This window comes from Lederbergia graminis (genome assembly GCF_042655485.1).
GTDB lineage: Bacteria > Bacillota > Bacilli > Bacillales > Bacillaceae_C > Lederbergia > Lederbergia graminis.
This window is the reverse complement of the sequence record NZ_JBHSMC010000020.1, coordinates 99886-117130: the sequence shown is the minus strand read 5'-3', so window position 1 is coordinate 117130 and position 17245 is coordinate 99886. Positions and strand designations below refer to the sequence as shown.

23 protein-coding genes are annotated in these 17245 nt (G+C 33.7%); 18 read left to right on the top strand and 5 right to left on the bottom strand.

What is annotated here, in order from left to right:
• Nucleotides 1–2 precede the first annotated feature (2 nt).
• The gene (locus ACFPM4_RS14915; RefSeq protein WP_382353307.1) at nucleotides 3–467 is read left to right on the top strand and encodes a GNAT family N-acetyltransferase; all 465 of its coding nucleotides are present in this window, start codon (nucleotides 3–5) and stop codon (nucleotides 465–467) included.
• Between the two features lie 151 nt (nucleotides 468–618).
• Nucleotides 619–1272 (top strand): DNA alkylation repair protein, encoded by a 654-nt coding sequence (locus ACFPM4_RS14910; protein ID WP_382353304.1) that lies wholly within the window; start codon nucleotides 619–621, stop codon nucleotides 1270–1272.
• 28 nt (nucleotides 1273–1300) lie between these two features.
• Here the strand turns inward: ACFPM4_RS14910 and ACFPM4_RS14905 are convergent, their stop codons facing one another.
• Entirely contained in the window at nucleotides 1301–1666 is a 366-nt protein-coding gene (locus tag ACFPM4_RS14905; protein WP_382353302.1) for a hypothetical protein, read from the bottom strand.
• A 397-nt stretch (nucleotides 1667–2063) separates the two neighbouring features.
• Between ACFPM4_RS14905 and ACFPM4_RS14900 the strand changes: the two genes are divergently transcribed.
• Nucleotides 2064–2633, top strand: coding sequence for a GNAT family N-acetyltransferase (locus ACFPM4_RS14900; protein ID WP_382353299.1), 570 nt, complete (start codon nucleotides 2064–2066; stop codon nucleotides 2631–2633).
• Between the two features lie 42 nt (nucleotides 2634–2675).
• On the opposite strand, the gene ACFPM4_RS14895 is transcribed toward ACFPM4_RS14900, so the two are convergent.
• From ACFPM4_RS14895 to ACFPM4_RS14885, 3 genes are all read right to left on the bottom strand, one after another.
• Nucleotides 2676–3677, bottom strand: coding sequence for a phosphotransferase enzyme family protein (locus ACFPM4_RS14895; RefSeq protein WP_382353296.1), 1002 nt, complete (start codon nucleotides 3675–3677; stop codon nucleotides 2676–2678).
• A 131-nt stretch (nucleotides 3678–3808) separates the two neighbouring features.
• Nucleotides 3809–4270: a hypothetical protein gene (locus ACFPM4_RS14890; RefSeq protein WP_382353293.1), complete on the bottom strand. Its 462-nt coding sequence runs from the start codon at nucleotides 4268–4270 to the stop codon at nucleotides 3809–3811.
• A gap of 129 nt (nucleotides 4271–4399) precedes the next feature.
• On the bottom strand, nucleotides 4400–4888 hold the full coding sequence (locus tag ACFPM4_RS14885) for an SRPBCC family protein (protein ID WP_382353291.1): 489 nt from the start codon (nucleotides 4886–4888) through the stop codon (nucleotides 4400–4402).
• 86 nt (nucleotides 4889–4974) lie between these two features.
• Here ACFPM4_RS14885 and ACFPM4_RS14880 point away from each other — a divergent pair, with 86 nt between their 5' ends.
• From ACFPM4_RS14880 to ACFPM4_RS14865, 4 genes are all read left to right on the top strand, one after another.
• Complete coding sequence (locus tag ACFPM4_RS14880) at nucleotides 4975–5460, top strand: tetratricopeptide repeat protein (protein ID WP_382353288.1); 486 nt, start codon at nucleotides 4975–4977, stop codon at nucleotides 5458–5460.
• 110 nt (nucleotides 5461–5570) lie between these two features.
• On the top strand, nucleotides 5571–6023 hold the full coding sequence (locus tag ACFPM4_RS14875) for a DMP19 family protein (protein WP_382353285.1): 453 nt from the start codon (nucleotides 5571–5573) through the stop codon (nucleotides 6021–6023).
• A 143-nt stretch (nucleotides 6024–6166) separates the two neighbouring features.
• The gene (locus ACFPM4_RS14870; RefSeq protein WP_382353282.1) at nucleotides 6167–7300 is read left to right on the top strand and encodes a helix-turn-helix domain-containing protein; all 1134 of its coding nucleotides are present in this window, start codon (nucleotides 6167–6169) and stop codon (nucleotides 7298–7300) included.
• Between the two features lie 443 nt (nucleotides 7301–7743).
• The gene (locus tag ACFPM4_RS14865; RefSeq protein WP_382353279.1) at nucleotides 7744–8178 is read left to right on the top strand and encodes a GNAT family N-acetyltransferase; all 435 of its coding nucleotides are present in this window, start codon (nucleotides 7744–7746) and stop codon (nucleotides 8176–8178) included.
• A gap of 311 nt (nucleotides 8179–8489) precedes the next feature.
• Here the strand turns inward: ACFPM4_RS14865 and ACFPM4_RS14860 are convergent, their stop codons facing one another.
• On the bottom strand, nucleotides 8490–8750 hold the full coding sequence (locus ACFPM4_RS14860) for a hypothetical protein (protein WP_382353276.1): 261 nt from the start codon (nucleotides 8748–8750) through the stop codon (nucleotides 8490–8492).
• Between the two features lie 447 nt (nucleotides 8751–9197).
• On the opposite strand from ACFPM4_RS14860, the gene ACFPM4_RS14855 reads away from it, so the two are divergent.
• From ACFPM4_RS14855 to ACFPM4_RS14805, 11 genes are all read left to right on the top strand, one after another.
• Complete coding sequence (locus tag ACFPM4_RS14855) at nucleotides 9198–9326, top strand: hypothetical protein (RefSeq protein WP_382353273.1); 129 nt, start codon at nucleotides 9198–9200, stop codon at nucleotides 9324–9326.
• Nucleotides 9327–9477: 151 nt separating this feature from the next.
• Complete coding sequence (locus ACFPM4_RS14850; protein ID WP_382353270.1) at nucleotides 9478–10038, top strand: hypothetical protein; 561 nt, start codon at nucleotides 9478–9480, stop codon at nucleotides 10036–10038.
• 285 nt (nucleotides 10039–10323) lie between these two features.
• Nucleotides 10324–11196 (top strand): GNAT family N-acetyltransferase, encoded by an 873-nt coding sequence (locus ACFPM4_RS14845; protein WP_382353267.1) that lies wholly within the window; start codon nucleotides 10324–10326, stop codon nucleotides 11194–11196.
• Between the two features lie 85 nt (nucleotides 11197–11281).
• Nucleotides 11282–11887 carry a YdcF family protein gene (locus ACFPM4_RS14840; protein WP_382353264.1) on the top strand — a complete coding sequence of 202 codons (606 nt, stop codon included), beginning with the start codon at nucleotides 11282–11284 and terminating at the stop codon, nucleotides 11885–11887.
• Between the two features lie 33 nt (nucleotides 11888–11920).
• Nucleotides 11921–12430, top strand: a complete 510-nt coding sequence (locus ACFPM4_RS14835; protein ID WP_382353261.1) for a GNAT family N-acetyltransferase — start codon at nucleotides 11921–11923, stop codon at nucleotides 12428–12430.
• A gap of 37 nt (nucleotides 12431–12467) precedes the next feature.
• Nucleotides 12468–12857: a VOC family protein gene (locus ACFPM4_RS14830; RefSeq protein ID WP_382353258.1), complete on the top strand. Its 390-nt coding sequence runs from the start codon at nucleotides 12468–12470 to the stop codon at nucleotides 12855–12857.
• Between the two features lie 125 nt (nucleotides 12858–12982).
• A complete protein-coding gene (locus ACFPM4_RS14825) occupies nucleotides 12983–13486 on the top strand; it encodes a GNAT family N-acetyltransferase (protein ID WP_382353255.1) in 504 nt (167 codons plus the stop codon).
• A gap of 101 nt (nucleotides 13487–13587) precedes the next feature.
• Nucleotides 13588–14379 carry a CPBP family intramembrane glutamic endopeptidase gene (locus ACFPM4_RS14820; RefSeq protein WP_382353252.1) on the top strand — a complete coding sequence of 264 codons (792 nt, stop codon included), beginning with the start codon at nucleotides 13588–13590 and terminating at the stop codon, nucleotides 14377–14379.
• Between the two features lie 277 nt (nucleotides 14380–14656).
• Nucleotides 14657–15220, top strand: a complete 564-nt coding sequence (locus ACFPM4_RS14815; protein WP_382353250.1) for a Uma2 family endonuclease — start codon at nucleotides 14657–14659, stop codon at nucleotides 15218–15220.
• A 408-nt stretch (nucleotides 15221–15628) separates the two neighbouring features.
• Nucleotides 15629–16438 (top strand): hypothetical protein, encoded by an 810-nt coding sequence (locus tag ACFPM4_RS14810; protein ID WP_382353247.1) that lies wholly within the window; start codon nucleotides 15629–15631, stop codon nucleotides 16436–16438.
• 24 nt (nucleotides 16439–16462) lie between these two features.
• On the top strand, nucleotides 16463–17236 hold the full coding sequence (locus ACFPM4_RS14805; protein WP_382353245.1) for a DUF1385 domain-containing protein: 774 nt from the start codon (nucleotides 16463–16465) through the stop codon (nucleotides 17234–17236).
• Nucleotides 17237–17245: the final 9 nt, after the last annotated feature.

Genomic DNA, 17245 nt, shown 5'->3' with positions numbered 1-17245 from the left:
AAATGAATAAAAATCAACTTATCTTTAGAGAAGCAACAATAGAAGACCTTGATAGGATTGTGTATTTGCTTTCAGACGACGTGTTAGGGAATAAAAGAGAACAATATAAGCAACCTTTACCAGAAAGTTACATAAAAGCATTTCAATCAATTAATTCTGACCCCAATAATGAATTGATTGTTGCTTGTTATGGAGAAGAGATAGTTGGTGTACAACAGATTACTTTTACTTCATTCATTACGTATCAGGGAGGATGGAGAGCGACAATTGAAGGTGTCCGTACTGCTTCTTTAGTACGTGGAAAGGGTATAGGGTCGATGTTGATTCAATGGGCAATCCAACGAGCTAAAGATCGAGGATGTCATATGGTACAATTAACAACAGATAAAAAGAGACCGGAAGCACTTCATTTTTATGAAAAGTTAGGTTTTAAAGCATCGCATGAAGGATTGAAATTGCACTTTTAGAAGAAAGTCAGGTAGAGTAAGCTCTAATAAGAGATATGCTACAATATTAGCAGGTAAACATTGTAGTCACATCACTGCAAGAAGACTTATAACGAAATTGAATATAAGATAACTACATACGAAACATCTTTTAATAAAGGAGTTATACATGATGAGTACAGAAATAAAACTTTCTTCCAAAGCAGAAGAGGTTCTATCTCAGATCAATAGTGATACGAAGCTGGGCGACTTACGGAAAATCGCGAAGGAGATTAAACGAGATCATGAACTAGCAATGGAACTATGGTCAAGTGAAAAATACTTGCCGAGACTATTAGCCGTCTTAATTATGGACAAAAAGCTGCTTACAGAAGATGTGCTAAATGAACTTGATAACGATATGCAGACTCACACTGTAGATGAACGAAATAACATAATGGATTGGTTAATGGCTAATCAGCTTACTAAAAGCAAGAAGTTAATTACATTGATGGAGTCATGGCAAAATAGTCCTTCTGCTCTTCAAAGACGAGTTTTCTGGTATTATCAAGCGCGTTTGAGATGGACAGGACAAACTCCTCCTGATAACACAGAAGACTTAGTAACTGCAATTGAAGCTAATATTGCACAGGAAGAACCAGAAGTTCAATGGGCAATGAATTTTACCGCTGGCTGGATAGGCGTTTATGATGAAAAGTATCGCGAGCGTTGCATTAAAATTGGTGAGAAAACGGGTCTATATAAAGGTGAAATGGTATCGAAAGGATGTACTCCTAACTATTTACCGGAGTTCATTGAGATGGAAGTTAACAAAAGAGCAAAATAATTATTTTAGGTGAAAAATCCGCAAATCCTTACATTGGGATTTGCGGATTTCGTTTTACTCTTATCATCGTAAATAGGAAGGAACCAAAACTGAAAATACAGCCGTACATGATATGAAGCATAATCTCGGTACTCGCTACAGTAGCGGAAAAAAGTATGGATATGATGATCCCATACAGAAACCCTATGAATACTACAGTCGATTTTTTGTTATTTTCTATTTTTAAATAACTGTTTAAAATGGCACAAAGTAATAGAACAAAGGGAGTTACATATACGATTTGAAAAATTAGTGCAGAGATAATTTCCTTCGTACCATTATGATACATAAATATAAGTAAAAACGTGGAAATAAAGTAGAGTAAACTAATAATAAAAGCCTTAAAAAATTTCATCTTATCCGCCTTCTAATTTGATTTTTTATTTGTATGATAGACTTCCACATATATAGAACAAAGTCCTTTTTTTACAGAAATAAGCCAGTTTTATGATTCAGGTTGGCTGCAAATTATTTTGACTACATCAATACATATGATAAAGGCGAAGATCAGTATGTAAGGAGTATTGAAAAATAAACAAAATCTTATGGAAAGCTTTACTTCTTTGTGGGAATGAAGCTTTTTTTGCTTACTGAAGAGGCAAGTTGTTCCTTATAAGATTACAAAAGATACTTTCTTTACGGTACAATAGAATTAGACTATTAAATATTTTGAAGATTAAAAACCGGTGATTGAGGATAAGCCCATATTTGAAAGAATCATTAGGTTTTGCAATGTATCGGGGGTAATGGATATGAACAATTATTTTACAATAGACTGTGGTGATATAGTGCTTAGAGAGTTTAGAGTGGAAGACGTAGATGCAATTTATGAACTTACATCGCAGCCTGAAGTGTATGAATTTTTGCCTGATTGGCGATCGACAAGAGAACAGCGATTAGACTGGGTTACAAAATATGAAATACCTGAAAACAAGGATTTTTTAGCTGCAGTACCTAATATATGTGAAAATTGGTTGAAGTTAGGAATCGTGTTAAAGGAAACGGATGAATTCATTGGTTTTTGCAATACGGGAATTAAAGACGAACTAAGCGAACCAAATCGAGAAGTTTCTTATGCAATTTCTAAACATCATAGAAACAAGGGATATACAACACAAGCAGTAAGAGGATTAGTAAAGTACCTGTTTGAAAATACGGATGTGGAAATACTAAATGCCGTTGTCGTTCCACGTAATGAAGCTTCCATAAAGGTCATCGAAAAATGTGGATTTCATTACAATGGAGACGTTGAAATTGAAAATCAACTACATAATCATTATAGACTTGAAAAAGAAGAGTGGAAATCCAGGGCTTTACTTTGAAAAGGAGTAAAGCCCTGTTTTTTGTACAAATGATATAGAAATCTATCTATCTATTTCAGTTTCAACCCAATTCTTTAAACTGTTTATTCTGTTATCCAAATGTTCCTTACTTATCCGCCATAAACCACTTGTTTGTACCCAAATCGTTGCATCGCACCCCAATGCCCAAATACTATTCATCACATGCAAATAAGGAAGAGCTTCTATGTCGCATTCGTTTAATTTCATAACTTCTTGATAGCCTTTTACGTGAGCATCCCAACGAGATTGCCGCTTATCATATTTGGTAAACATATATACACCGAGAAGGTCATATGAGGACCAACCAGGACCACCTGAATCAAAGTCATAGAAAGTAATTTGACCATTTTTAGCATAATGAAGATTGTCCATTGATACATCCCCATGACAAATCGCTTTGCTTAAACCTTTTGATTCCAAACAACTGATTTGTTCCCGTACAGTATTGGAGAGGTTCTCTAAAAAGGTTAAGTTGCCGATATCCTCTTGTAAAAAGGGTCTAATCGCATCCAAAGGCTTATCAAGTAGGTATTGAATATTGAGTTCAAAGCGTTGATAATTTGTATTAAAAGTTTTCGAGGCTTTGTGTAATTTTGCTAACTCTCTCCCTAAAAGAAAATATTTGTTATCAGAAAATGGAGGACTAGGTTTTTCCCCTTCTGCAAAGTGAAATAAAACGATATATCTTTTACCTTCTGGTGCTACTACTGGATGAATAAGCCTTCCATCCGTTTTATGTACAGGTAATGAAACTCCTACGCCATTTTTATGTAAGTGAAATAAAAATTCCAGCTCGTACCTAATTTTTGATTCTGTCCGCCAGCTTGCACGATAAACTTTTATAATATATTTCCCTGATTGAGTTTTTAACATATAGACATCATTTACATAAGCGCGCAATAGAGTACAATCTATTACTTCTCCAATAGGATACTGCTGGCTAATCTCCATTGCTAAAGCTGTAGGTGATAAAACAGAAGCAATAACTGGAAAAGAATTCACTTGCTCAATTTTATTACACATTTCTATCTCCTAAAAGTCTGACTTATTATGTATTCTAGTAAACATCTTAGTGATCTTTTTTAACTAACTTGCGCGTTAGTATAATAAGTTCAACAGAAAGTGCTTTAATCCTTTTTGGATCAAAGCACCTGTTAGCTCAATAAGAACTTGTTACTTAATTGTTTCTTTGCTTCTTGTACAATAATCGTTATGATGAAATCCTTAGTAAGATTATCTATATTATCACCGTAACGATAGTCATCGATCAATTCACTTATTTCAAACCATTTATCTAATTCCTCGTTAGTAAAGTGTTCACGAATCACTTCGTATATTTCATATGCAAGGTCGATTGCTTTATTATTGTCATCTACTATTTGCATTAATAAAAAACGTATATAGCATTTTGCACATTCTTCAAACAAGGGCTCCTCTATACCTAATTCATCTAAAGCTCTATTAAAATAGTCTTCTACTTCAAATATATTTAAAGGCTCTCTCAAGGAAGCAAGGATATTTAAGTATATTGTTGAAATTTCATTTTCCAACATATGATATGCCCAATGAACATAGTCAATAGCCTTTTCAGTTCCTTTAAATTTCTTATAATACAAGATTTTGATATCCAGATAATTCACTCCCTTTTTACTACCAAACTTATTCAAGAAACCAATCCGTTAGCTGATATACTATTAAACCAAAAGTAAATAAAAAACCATCTGTATAGATGGCTTTTGTAAAAATTAAGGTTGGCAACATACATTTCCTTTGCCACTTTCGAGGGCAGATTTTAGGCTGTCAAGAACTCCTGACCAGGCCATTTCGTGCCACTTAATTGCTTCGTTCCAATCCTCACTATCTTTAAATTCAGTATGATCAAGGATCACTTTAGTAGAATCCTCATTGATGGAGTCGAAACTTACTTTAACATTTGTTAATTCATTTTCTTTGTTCATGAGTGACTCAAATTGGTCTGGTCCTTTCCAGTTAAAATGAAGCTCTTTTTCATGAACAAGTTTTGTAATTTTACAACCCTTCGTATTCATATTCTCATGATTTCCGGGTATGAAGTAAAGTTCGTAGGCTCCACCTTCTTTAGCTTCAATAACTGTTTCAGGCGCAAACCATTCCGAAACTCTTTCAGAAATGGTCCAAGCTAGCCAAACTAAATTGATGGGTGCGTTAATAGTAATCTCTTTTTTAATAGCTGTGTCATTTGTAGTACGTGTCAAAAGAATCTCTCCTTTTGTAGTATAATGATAATTTAATAGTACCATTAGTTGGAAATTTCCGAAATAGGAAAAATGGAGTTGAGATAATGAACATACAATTAAATAAAGCACTTGAATTTAGGAAGCATGGAAGGCATAAGGAATCGAATGAATTACTAATGAAACTGGTGCAGGAGTATCCTGATGATGCATCCATTAACTATCAATGTGCATGGAGTTTAGATTTGTTAGGGGAAGAAGCGAAAGCTGTTTTCTTTTATGAAAAAGCAATTGAATTAGGGTTGCCGCCAAGTGAATTAGAAGGAGCAATATTAGGATTAGGGAGTACATATCGAACATTAGGTGAATATGAAAAGTCAAAAAGTGTATTTTTAAAAGGGCTTGAAGCATTTCCGGAAAACAGAGCAATCCAGACTTTTTATGCAATGACCTTATATAACTTGAATGAACATAGCAAGGCGATGGAAGTACTGCTGAATTGTTTAATAGAAACAACAAGCGATGAGGAAATATTAAAATATGAAAAAGCAATTCGCTTTTATGCAGATAAATTAGATGAGGTTTGGAAGTAGATTGTGTAAGTAACGAAGCAGATATCTCAAAGAAGAAGTTTGGATAAAACAATAATATTGGATTGTAAATTAACTGAGCTGGAGGTAATGTTGTAGTAAAGCCTAAAAAAATGAATAGGGATGATTTAATGAATAATGACGATATTTGGAACGCCGTTATTGCTATGTTAAGTGAGTATGATATATCAACTGAAAATAAAAATTTACATGAAGCATTTATTGTTTTTCAATACTATTCTGAGCTTGAAAGCGGTGGGCATGAAAGCTTATTTACGTGGTTTGAATCGTATATCGAAGAAGTAGGAATACATAATTATTTGAATGAACTAATAAATATACTTGAGAAAATTGGTGCTCACGATTATGTAATTATTGAGAAAAAGTATGGTCAGGAAATGTGGGGATTGTACGTTGCTTTAGAAAATGACGAGGTTGAAGAAGATGAATTCTATAGTGTCATTGGAAAAGCGGACGAGGAATACCACAAACTTAATCAGAAGCTAGAGGAATTATTAGAAACATACTTTATTACTATTTATACTGATTTGATAAAAATAGTCTAAGATTAATTCAATCTTCTTCAACTAACGAGTGCATTACTTCAAAAAGGAATAAGCTCTTTTCTATTTAAACTAAAGATGTGCAAGGAATCCTTGCTATGTTTTTCCTTTGTTTATGAGAAAATTTAATCAAGGAGAAGATAGTGATGAATATTGGCGAGAAATTAAAACTCAAGAGAAAAAAAGCAGGTCTTACTCAAGAACAAGTTGCAGAAAAAATGAATATTACGAGACAAACATTATCCAATTGGGAAGTTGGGAAGAACTACCCTGATATTGATTCCATTATTCGTTTAAGTCAAATTTATAAACTCTCCTTAGATGAATTATTGTTAGGAAAAATCTTATTTAAAGGAGAGTCTGTAATGACGAAGAAATTATCCTTTGAAGAAATCGAACGTTTGTTGAAAAAGCATTATCCAGATGCAGTTAATGTGAGAGAACTAAATGGTGGATTGGTTTCACAAACTTACTTTTTTGAGGCAGGGGAACAGCGATATATTTTTCAAGTAGGTGGGTATGTTGAAAACTATAAAAAGGAAAGTTTCATTGATAAAGAGTTCAATGGAAAATTGCCAGTTCGTCGTGTATTAGAGGTCCACAAGACGGATGATCAGTTAGCTTATTCTATATCCAAATTTATAAACGGTGATAAGTTGTTTGATCTAAATAGCCAACAGTTTTACGACGTTGTTCCAAATGTATTAAACTTGTTAGATACGTTGGAATCAGTAGAAGTGCCGGATGATAAACAGGGATTCGGGTATTTAGACAGTACAGGTAATGCTTCATTTCCTACGTGGCTGGATTTTATAACGGCCGTTTACAATGATGATATTTATAACTGGGATCCAATAGAAAAGAAAGGTCTAGATTCAGAGGTTGTTAATAAAGCAATAAACGAGTTGAAGAAGCATATTCATTGCATTCGTTTAGGCAAGAAAAATCTAGTTCATGGAGATTTAGGTTCGTATAATTTATTGGCGAAGGATAATGAAATCACAGGGATCATTGATTGGACCTTGTCCGTTTATGGAGACCATTTGTATGATAAAGCAAATTTCCTTTTCTGGAACGAAGATAAGTTGCAACCACTCATTAAGGAAATAAAAAATAAATATATTACAAATAACGAAACGAAAGAAACAATATATTGCTATATGCTGCGGATTGGATTAGAAGAATTATATAACACTGTCATTCGAGAAGAGGTAGGCTATGACATCGAATGGGTAGCCAATCGAGTGAATGAAATAATAGATAGTTTTTTGGATGAATAATAGAGTGTAATGTGGGAGCGCTTTACCTTAGAAATGAGTGAAGTGTTTTTTGAAAAGTAGGGATAATATGGGGGACTCAATGAAAAAATGGAAAGTGATATTGAACATTTTCATCTTACTTAGCCTGTTAAGCTACTTTTACTCAAAAAATCTAACAAAAAACCAAACTTCTCATAATATAGAAATTTGCCCGGTACTGGTAATTCTTTTGTTGAGCCTGATAAAATAGACAATCTTGATTCAGCTATTGCATTACAAGTAAAAAATTATCACATGGGTCGTTATAGTAGCTATTGTAAGGTTTTGAAGTAAAAAATCTCACAAGAAACACGCTCATTTAAGTCGCCTATGTGCGGCTTTTTTTATTTTCAAAAAATTTCTATATAAGCGATGAACTGTATGGTAGAATGACACTGCAAAACATAATGGTAGGAGTGATATGAATGATCACGTTTAGGGATATTGATAGAAATAACTTTTTTGATGTTATTGATTTGAGTGTAGCAGAAGAACAAAAAGGATTTGTGGCAACGAATGTATTTTCCTTAGCTCAAGCAAAAGCATTTCCAGAATGTGTGTGTTTAGCAATATACAAGGGTGAAATTTTAGTAGGATTTACGATGTACTGTATGGATTACGAAGATAAAGAGTATTGGATATATCGGTTAATGATAGACACGCGGTACCAGTCAAAAGGGTATGGGAAAGCAGCGATGGAAAAGCTGATTGAGCGGATCAAACAAGATACAGAGCACCATGTGATTTATTTAAGTTTCGAGCCTAATAATCATCGAGCAAAACATTTATATGAAAGCTTAGGATTCGAAGCAGATGGTAGAGTTATTGATGGGGAGATAGTATATAAATTGGATTATTAATAGTTGTAAAGAGTTATAGGAAATATATCTGGGGCATTAAAACATAAAATAGCTTTTAGAGAATGAATGGTCATTCTAATATTAACGGCCACAGATGGGCACTCGTTATATAGGTACTTATAAAATAAAAAGGAACCACTGTTATGTGGTTTAAATCAACGAATCCTTTCGCACTATATCAGCCTGTTGGAAAGAAAGTAGGTTGATGGATTAACTGCTTTTTTATTCCATTCCTTATTAGTTAGCTTTGAATATCAAGTGATGTAAGTCATACCAAAGTAAAAAACGTATTCTTTAATATTATTTACGTTTTAGTATGGAGAGTATGGAATATTATAATTTAAATCGTAAGGATATGGATATGGATACGGCGGATAAGGCGGATAGTAAGGGTATGGTGGGTAGTTATATCCAAATCCAGGGCCTGGAGCCAATAATGCTCCTGTGGCAAGACCACCTAAGAACCCTAATCCTAATCCGAATCCTGGTCTTCCAAAACCAAATCCCGGCCTCCCAAATCCAAATCCTGGTCTTCCAAATCCAGGACGTATACGTTGATAATCATTTATCAAGACAAATTCTCCTCCTCTTTTTTGATATCAATTAAGAATATGCTTAAAAAGCCTAAGTGATTGGGCAGTTGCCCTAAACTAATTAACAATGAAAAAAAGCCTTATTAGGAATAAGGTAGTAAAGAAGTGGTTTTGGAGAATTAGTGACCGGTCTAAATGGTACGGGCAAGAAGAGATGAAGAAACTGATGAAGGAGGTCACGCTGGAGCTTGTATCGTACCCAGTGGAAGGGGAATGAGCAGTAGGTGGTCACGTTAGAGGTTACTGCGTGCCCAGTTGAAGGAGAATGAGCTGTAGGTGGTCACGCAGGAGGTTGCTGCGTGCCCAGATGAAGGAGAAAAGGATGAAGGAGGTCACGCAGGAGGTTGCTGCGTGCCCAGTTGAAGGAGAAAAGGATGAAGGAGGTCACGCAGGAGCTCATATCGTGCCCGGTTGAAGGGAAAAGTGATGAAGGCGGTCACGTTGGTGCTTGTAACGTGCCCGGTTGAAGGGAAAAGGGATGAAGGTGGTCACGATGAGGTTCGCCTTGTGCATTTGAAGAGTACTGTTAAAGAAGTGAATAACTATTTTGAATAGCAGTCTGTTAATTATTTGCAATATTAAATTTATGGTATTATTTCAATATAAGAATCTATTAACTTGTAAGAGGTCACTTAAAGTAACTGGCATAATGGTTGAGAAAGAAAACAGTCTGCAACTTACATATCTATAGTTAGGGGATGTCACATTGTTTAAGTGGGTTACAGAAATTGAAAGACCATCATTCGAAATTAATGTTGGTAAAAGGGAATTAAGAATTGAAAAAATAGATTCAACAATTGAATTAAAGGAAATGAATCCAGTTTGCCAGTTTTTTGCCTCTTTTGATGTAATGTTTGAACGTGATTTCCTCACATCATTGCCAACCCCAAATCAAGATGCATTAAATACAATAATGAATGAAATTGTTCCTCATTATTTAGATGTAAAGCAGATTTTCATTGAGGGAAAGCTAAAAGAAATAAATGTTAGAGGTCTTAAAAAGGACTCTAAAAGGATTGTGCAGCACCTACTTTCAAATGATATTTATCCAGTAATACCAGATCTATATCGTACAAAGAATCTTAATTTAGCTACTGGACCAAGAGAATTAAAACATTTTCTGGTTAAAAAAGACATGATCGATTTATTGCATTTTGAGGAGACAGAGAAGATACGTGAGTTTTTAATGAGTTCTTTCTTTCCTGATAGAGGTTCAATATCACTTCAACCAACAGGTTGGAAATTAAATGATAATTTAAAGGATTAAGTGACGATCCGCGCTATGAGCTCATTTGCAAAACAAATTGTTTTAGTTGTTGATGTTAAGGATATGAATGTTGTTGGACTTGATATTTACGGATGATTTTATTTGATTTTTGTCCAAGAAAATAGAGCTTAAGTTGAATAAGATTACTGTCTTAGACAATGCTATGGTTTTTTGTTCAACAAATTGTAAGGGATTACAGTTAATTGAAGAAATGGTTAACATAATGCCTATTCTTAAAAAAAGGAGAGAAGACAGCTGAAAGTAATTGAATATCACGAGGGCTTATTGCCTGAACTAACGAAAATGGTCAATTTTCATATTCGAAATATCCCACCTTTTATAGAATTAACCGAGTCCCAAGTAGAAGATGTATTGGAAAACGCTGGTGAATGGTGGTGCAATATTAAACGTCCATATAAGCAATTAAATAAGAATATTAGTTGTGTAATAGAAGATGGTAAACTGATTGCTGCAATCGAGTGGGCACAATATGAAAGTTTTGATATTGATTATCCTATTTCTAGAGAAGATTGTTGTATTAATTGGGTTTTTACTTATCCAGAAAATAAGAGGTGCTTACAACTGTTAATTGATCATATTGGAATCGTATCCAAGAAAATAGGTTGTAAACAATTAAGGGTACCAGCAAGGTTTCATTTTGGTGTAGGTTGGATGGGAATACCTGAATCTTGGGATCACATAATAGACGGATTAACTGATTGTGGCTTTTCTATTCGTGATTACGCAATGCTGATGACTAAATCTACATCTTCAGGTTTTGTACATAAAAATATTAATTTGGACTATAAAATTCATCATAAGAAAAATGAGCAAACTTTAGAACTTATTACAGAATGTAGACTAAAGAATGGTGAATTAATTGGTGAATGTTGGTTAGGGGAGATGCCGCCATATATCACAAAACACATCAATAGACTTCAGAACTGGAGATATGTTGAATGGATAGAAGTGAATGAAAACTATAGAAGAGCAGGAATTGGAACGATGTTATTACATAGTCAAATCGATTATTTAAAAGATGTTGAAAATATAATTCTTATGGTTGATGCAGATGAAGATGTTGCCCTACAATTTTATAACAAAAATGATTTTAAACTTGAGGAAAAATTATATCTTTTTTCAGATAAAGAAATATAACAAATCTGTTTGATCCAAAAACACAAACAGCACATCTTTACTTGAATGAGGAGAGAAGTTTTTATTTCTTAGAAAGAGGTGACGAATGTACATTACTCAATTGAATTTTGAAGAATTGACAAGGGAGCAAATAACCAAACTCATATTTTCGGATACGGAAGATGACGGTCATAATGGTGATTGCATATTGGTTGTAGGAAGTAAAACAGCAGTTCGCTACAGACTGCCAGCTGCAATTGAATTGTATAAACAAGGTAGAGCAAAAAAGATATTGTTTTCAGGTGGAATGGTATTTGAGGACAGTGGGATGACAGAAGCTGCCTTATTAAAAAAGGAAGCATTGATTTTAGGAGTTCCAGAGAAAGATATACTGACGGAAGAAAGATCATTAAATACCGTAGAAAATGTATTAGCTTCTTTAATGGTATTACAAAGAGAATTTCAGCTTCAAAACATAAATAGAATCTTAGTAGTAACAAACACCTTTCATATGAAGAGGCTAGCTATGACATTAAGGACTTACATGCCAAGCTGGATTAAGTTTACATTATGCGCAGCGGAGGATGGTGTAACCCGACAAGACAATTGGCATTTAAGTGAAAAAGGAAGGATCCGTGTTAGAACGGAGGCAGAAAAAATCATTAAATATGTTAAGCATGGATCGATAAAGGATGAAAAAATTCAAATTTAAGATTGCCATTTAAAAACTCACTGGAGGTAAGAAATGAGCTTTGACCACTTAGAAGGTTATCAAATAAAACTTGCTACAAAAGAGGATACTAGTAATCTTATTAAAATGTTAAAACAAATCGCTCAGTGGATGAAGGATAATGATATAGACCAATGGCGTTATCTTTTAGATGGAGGTGATGATGAAGAGATTGAACAAGCTGTATGTAATCAAGAAACATATATTGTTTTGAAAGATTACGAAATGGTGGCTACTTTTACATTAGCATCTAAACAAACGGAATGGGATAGGGCTATTTGGGGTAAAGATAATTCCTCTAAATTGCTTTATTTGCATAGGCTTGCCATCATTCCAACATATATGAATAAAGGTATCGGTAGAGGAATCCTTTCTTGGATACAGAACAATAGGGATCAAGAATATCTTAGATTAGACTGTGTTGCGGAAAACATAAAGTTAAATAACTTTTATAAGGATAATAGATTTGATCTTGTTGGTATAACGGATGGACATAGTAAATATCAAATGAATCTAAAGAAATGAAAATTCTTACATTAAAAGATGTCAGGCGGCGATGTAAATGTTTTTTGAAATGACTTATCAGGTTCGTGTTACTAATATAGATGAGGGCCATAAGTGGTACCAAACATTCTTACAAAAGGAAGCCGATTTTATCCCGCACGATGGGTTTGTAGAATGGGAGGTAGTACCTGGATGTTGGTTACAAGTAGCAGAAGGAGAACCTTCATCGGGGAGTGGACCACTTCGCTTAGCTGTAAAAGATCTAGCAGCAGAAAAAGCGAGGTTGATAGATGAATTGAAGGTTGAGGATTTTGAGATATTTTCCCGTGAAGAAGTTCCGGTAAAATGGTGCACCTTTTCTGATCCTTGGGGAAATCGAATCGGTTTGTTTGAATACATAGACAAGAAAGAAGAATCAATCAGAATAAAAAAGATCCTAAAAGAGTAGCTGGAAATCTATTTTTACGAATATATGAATTTTATGAAAACTTACATAAAAGAGTGGTATGATATGAATATATTAACAGGGCTAGTTTAACTTCAATAAGATTAATCGCAAAAAGGGGAAGAACAGTGGAAATTAGAATGTTATCATCATTAGAAGATGCAGAAATGTATCGTCGCATTAGACTTGAATCTTTAAAAAGAGTTCCAGAAGCATTTGCTTCCAGTTATGAAGAAGAAATAGACTGTTCGATAGATAAATATTTTAATCAGTTTCAATCGAACGACTCTTTTACATATGGAGCTTTTGTGAAGGGCGAACTGGTTGGAATCATTACTTTATATAAAGAACAGTTATATAAATTAAGGCATCGGGCGCATATTGGAGCCATGTATGTTTCGGATTCCATAAGAGGTTTAGGAGTTGGAAAGGCCTTAATGGAAGTAGCAATAGAGAAAGCAAAACAAATAGAAGGGTTGGAACAGTTATATTTAGCTGTTGTTTCCACGAATGAATCAGCAAAAAAACTTTATTCCTCCTTGGATTTTGAATTATTTGGTTCAGAGAGAAAAGGTTTAAAGCTGAAAAATAACATGTATTATGATGTGGACTTTATGATTAAGTATTTATAAGTATTATTGAACTTGGGGGTTATAAAAACATCACAGGGGGAATTATCATCAAGGGAGAGTCTTATCTAACAAATATTAATTCATGGGGTATTGTATGGCAGTTGGTTCTTGTTCATGTTGTGTCTATCATTATCTTTACAGTCGTTGAATCTATTATAGGAATTGAATTAGAATTTTTAATGGTTGCAACGTATCACGTATTATCCATTTACATAGTAGTTCGAACCTTGCGCAGGAATGACGTATCCATGTTGCAAGTAACTGGTACTTTTTCATTACGTAACGAACCTTGGTTATTATTATTTGGATTTGTAATCGTTATGAAGTTGGCTTCATATTTTTCACAGAGTATCGGTGTACAAATCGCTTCCGTTTTCAACTCCGGAATATATGAAAGATTATATGCTGATTATTTAGATGGAGCAGTAGTTGTAAATATTAATTTGATCATGATGAGAGTACTCAGTTTCACATTAGGACCTATTTTCGAAGAACTGCTGTTTAGAGGGTATCTATTAAATAAGTGGAGCGCGAAGTATGGGGTAGGAAAGGCTATCGTTTTGAGTTCTATGACTTTTTCAGTCTTTCATTTTAACTCAAGTTTATACTTAACTTACTTTTTAGTAGGGGTATTTTTCAGTCTAGTATATGTAAAAACGAAGAAATTGATCGTACCAATTATTTTACATGCGGTAAGTAATTTAATTTCAACTGTAACTATCTTTACGGCTAAGCAAAATTTTTCGTCTGCAGCAGAATTACAACATTCTATAAACATTGAATCTATTATATATATCATATTATTACCAATTGTTTGTTTCATGTTATATCAATATTACCGCGGTATTAAAAAAGTTTCTCCTTATGATGCGAACCGGCAATTAGAAGCTTAAGAAGAAATCTGCATAATATATGTGTATAAGTCGCTGAGAGAAAACGACTGTTGAACTAAATGGAAAATGAAGACTACTAGTAACGATATAACACTTGCAAATGTTGATAAATAAATATTTGCAAGTGTTTTTGTTTTGAGGAAAAAGCTTGAATTAGGTAAGAATTGAATTCATCTTACACATTTTCACACGGAAAATCTGTAAATACTATATCGTGTTTTGGGAATGTGTTAAAATATAGCAAATGATATCGAGCTCGAGCTTAAGGAGTGGTGTTATGAATCTTTATCGGAAGGCCTATATTTCAGTAGATGAGTACTTTAAAATCCGTGAAAGTAGTGAGGAATTATTAGAGTATATTGATGGTGCTGTATATATGTCGCCCTCACCATCAACTAAGCATCAACGTATTTCAAGTAGACTTCATATCAAATTTGGTAATTTTCTTGAAAGGAAGCATTGTGAGGTATTTCATGCTCCATTTGATATTGAATTAAAAAATGAAGAGATAGAAGGAACAAAAATTGTAATCCCAGATATTAGTGTAATTTGCAATAAGGATGGATTTACAGACCAACGATATGTAGGAGTTCCTGAATTAATTGTCGAAATCCTTAGCCCATCAAATCAATCCCATGACTTAATTACAAAATTAAATCTATATATGAATTATAGAGTCAAAGAATACTGGATCGTTAATCCTATGCTAAATACGGTCACGGTATATTCATTGAATAAAGAAAACATGTATGAACAGCATGATATTAAAACTAATGTTGGAATCGTTTCTTCGAAGATCTTAGAAGGATTTGAAATAGATTTAGAATATTTACTTTGTTAGGAAAAATTAAATGGGGTTGGAAGTGGGGGTTTGGGTCAATCCCCCATCGCGTTAATGCTTTAGGGTGATGAGGGACTGTCACCAAATCCTTGCTCTCCTTTTTTATTGACATGGGGTAGGACAGTGAACTATCGAGATGGTTAAGTAAGGAAGGAATTGCCACTAAACTAAATGTAAGTCTAGACTATAGAGAAGCGTGCCTGGCACCGGAACAATTCAGAATTGTTCCGGTGCCAGGCACTTTTTTCGAAGGGGGAAAAGTAACGTACAGCTATGGAAGTGTCTATGCAGCAACAGATTTAATTGTTTTTAGTGATTTTAAAAAATCGTGAATGTAAGGTCTTGACGGTTACACCACTGTCACGGTTAACATGAATTTAAACAAATTATTAATAGGAGGGGATAGTTATGTCCAATGCATATACAACGGGTCAAGCGGCAAAGGTATTAGAATTAGATCATAGGAATAAGGTTAATAGAATCATAGGTTACATGGGAATGAATCTAGATACAAATGAACAAGGACATTATATCATTGATGATGATTCACTAAACATGATAAAAATGTATGTAGATTTGATTAGTAATGTGAAGATAACATATAAAGATCTAAATAAACTAGAACATATTATTGAAAATGTTTCCTCTAGAGCTGAAAGTATTCAAAAGATATATGATATTTTAGTAAATTATGATTGTACTGCGAATTATATTCATGCGATTAAGTTATTTTATATATCTTGTAATACGGTTATCGGGTTATCAGATGAGAAAAGGGAGTTACTTGAGGAGATAACAGAGGATAAAAATAAATATCCAGATGAAAATGAAAATTTGCAATCCCTATATCAATATTTTTTATATCAAGCCAACGTAATTGATACGGTCCTTAATCTTTCCAAACTTGAGCTAGAACCTGAACAGGAATTTTGGGATTCAGATGTTGTGGACGGGTATGTAACACATATTTTCACCTTTATCCCAAATAGGAACCTAATTACTGAAAAGATAGATGAGTTTTTTATGTGTGTAGTAATGGGGATTAAATATGATACTGCATCAAAAAATAATCCACTTATTAAAAAGTTGACTATATTGCTTAGAGAACTCAATAAATTCTATGAAGCAACGAAAATAAAGTATGAAACATGTCAACACATATTCTTACATGCTATTATGCTATTAAGCGTATACATTCCGAACTCAGAAAAAGGATAATTACAGTTTTTGGAGGGAGGTAACATGTCAATGATTAAAGGTGGTTCCGCGGGATTTAATCATGTCGTTTTCTATTCCGAGAATTATGGATCAAAAGCAATAAGAAGCAAAGATGGAACAATAGAAATAAATATTTTTAAACGAAAGCTTGCTCCAAAGTTGGATAGATTGATTGGAAAAATACCATTCATTCGGGGATTATTCTTATTTGTAAAGCCTGTAATTATGATGTGGAAGATCCATTTAATTCTTCTTACAATTTTCGTTTTTCTTGTACTAGGAAGTCGTGATGGTGGGACCTCCATATCTTTTTTACCCATTATTGCCGAATGGATTCAACATTCCTTTTTATTACTAGTAGCAATCATATTGTTTATTTTTGGAATAATTATCAAACTGAGTAATCTTGGCAAGTATCATGCGGCTGAGCATATGACAGATACATCTTATAGTACACTGTCTAGTCTTCAAATATCAGATGTAATGAAACAGTCAAGAATACACCATCATTGCGGAACTAATTTTGTCGTCTTTTTCTTTGTTATAAATTTGATACTATCTCTTTTTATTTCACAAATTACGGTATTAATGATACTTAGTGTTTGTTTGAGTTATGAAGTTTTTCTTATTCAATCAAGATGGATGGCACCTTTTTATTGGATAGGTGCTTTTTTCCAATATACTTTATTTACTTCAAAGCCATCCATCCAGCATTTAGAAGTGGCGATAGCATCTTATGAAGAGCTGATAAGGGCAGAAACGAATGCTAGTAAGAATAGAGATGAAACTAAAAAATGAGAAAGTGCA

Excerpts from the sequence above, each read along its gene's own strand:
- ACFPM4_RS14895 (WP_382353296.1), bottom strand. The coding sequence starts at position 3,677 with ATGTGTAATAAAATTGAGCAAGTGAATTCTTTTCCAGTTATTGCTTCT.
- ACFPM4_RS14830 (WP_382353258.1), top strand. The coding sequence starts at position 12,468 with ATGTTTTTTGAAATGACTTATCAGGTTCGTGTTACTAATATAGATGAG.
- ACFPM4_RS14875 (WP_382353285.1), top strand. The coding sequence starts at position 5,571 with ATGAATAGGGATGATTTAATGAATAATGACGATATTTGGAACGCCGTT.
- ACFPM4_RS14810 (WP_382353247.1), top strand. The coding sequence starts at position 15,629 with ATGTCCAATGCATATACAACGGGTCAAGCGGCAAAGGTATTAGAATTA.
- ACFPM4_RS14915 (WP_382353307.1), top strand. The coding sequence starts at position 3 with ATGAATAAAAATCAACTTATCTTTAGAGAAGCAACAATAGAAGACCTT.
- ACFPM4_RS14855 (WP_382353273.1), top strand. The coding sequence starts at position 9,198 with ATGAAGGCGGTCACGTTGGTGCTTGTAACGTGCCCGGTTGAAGGGAAA.
- ACFPM4_RS14840 (WP_382353264.1), top strand. The coding sequence starts at position 11,282 with ATGTACATTACTCAATTGAATTTTGAAGAATTGACAAGGGAGCAAATA.
- ACFPM4_RS14910 (WP_382353304.1), top strand. The coding sequence starts at position 619 with ATGAGTACAGAAATAAAACTTTCTTCCAAAGCAGAAGAGGTTCTATCT.
- ACFPM4_RS14880 (WP_382353288.1), top strand. The coding sequence starts at position 4,975 with ATGAACATACAATTAAATAAAGCACTTGAATTTAGGAAGCATGGAAGG.
- ACFPM4_RS14815 (WP_382353250.1), top strand. The coding sequence starts at position 14,657 with ATGAATCTTTATCGGAAGGCCTATATTTCAGTAGATGAGTACTTTAAA.
- ACFPM4_RS14900 (WP_382353299.1), top strand. The coding sequence starts at position 2,064 with ATGAACAATTATTTTACAATAGACTGTGGTGATATAGTGCTTAGAGAG.
- ACFPM4_RS14870 (WP_382353282.1), top strand. The coding sequence starts at position 6,167 with ATGAATATTGGCGAGAAATTAAAACTCAAGAGAAAAAAAGCAGGTCTT.
- ACFPM4_RS14835 (WP_382353261.1), top strand. The coding sequence starts at position 11,921 with ATGAGCTTTGACCACTTAGAAGGTTATCAAATAAAACTTGCTACAAAA.
- ACFPM4_RS14865 (WP_382353279.1), top strand. The coding sequence starts at position 7,744 with ATGATCACGTTTAGGGATATTGATAGAAATAACTTTTTTGATGTTATT.
- ACFPM4_RS14805 (WP_382353245.1), top strand. The coding sequence starts at position 16,463 with ATGTCAATGATTAAAGGTGGTTCCGCGGGATTTAATCATGTCGTTTTC.
- ACFPM4_RS14905 (WP_382353302.1), bottom strand. The coding sequence starts at position 1,666 with ATGAAATTTTTTAAGGCTTTTATTATTAGTTTACTCTACTTTATTTCC.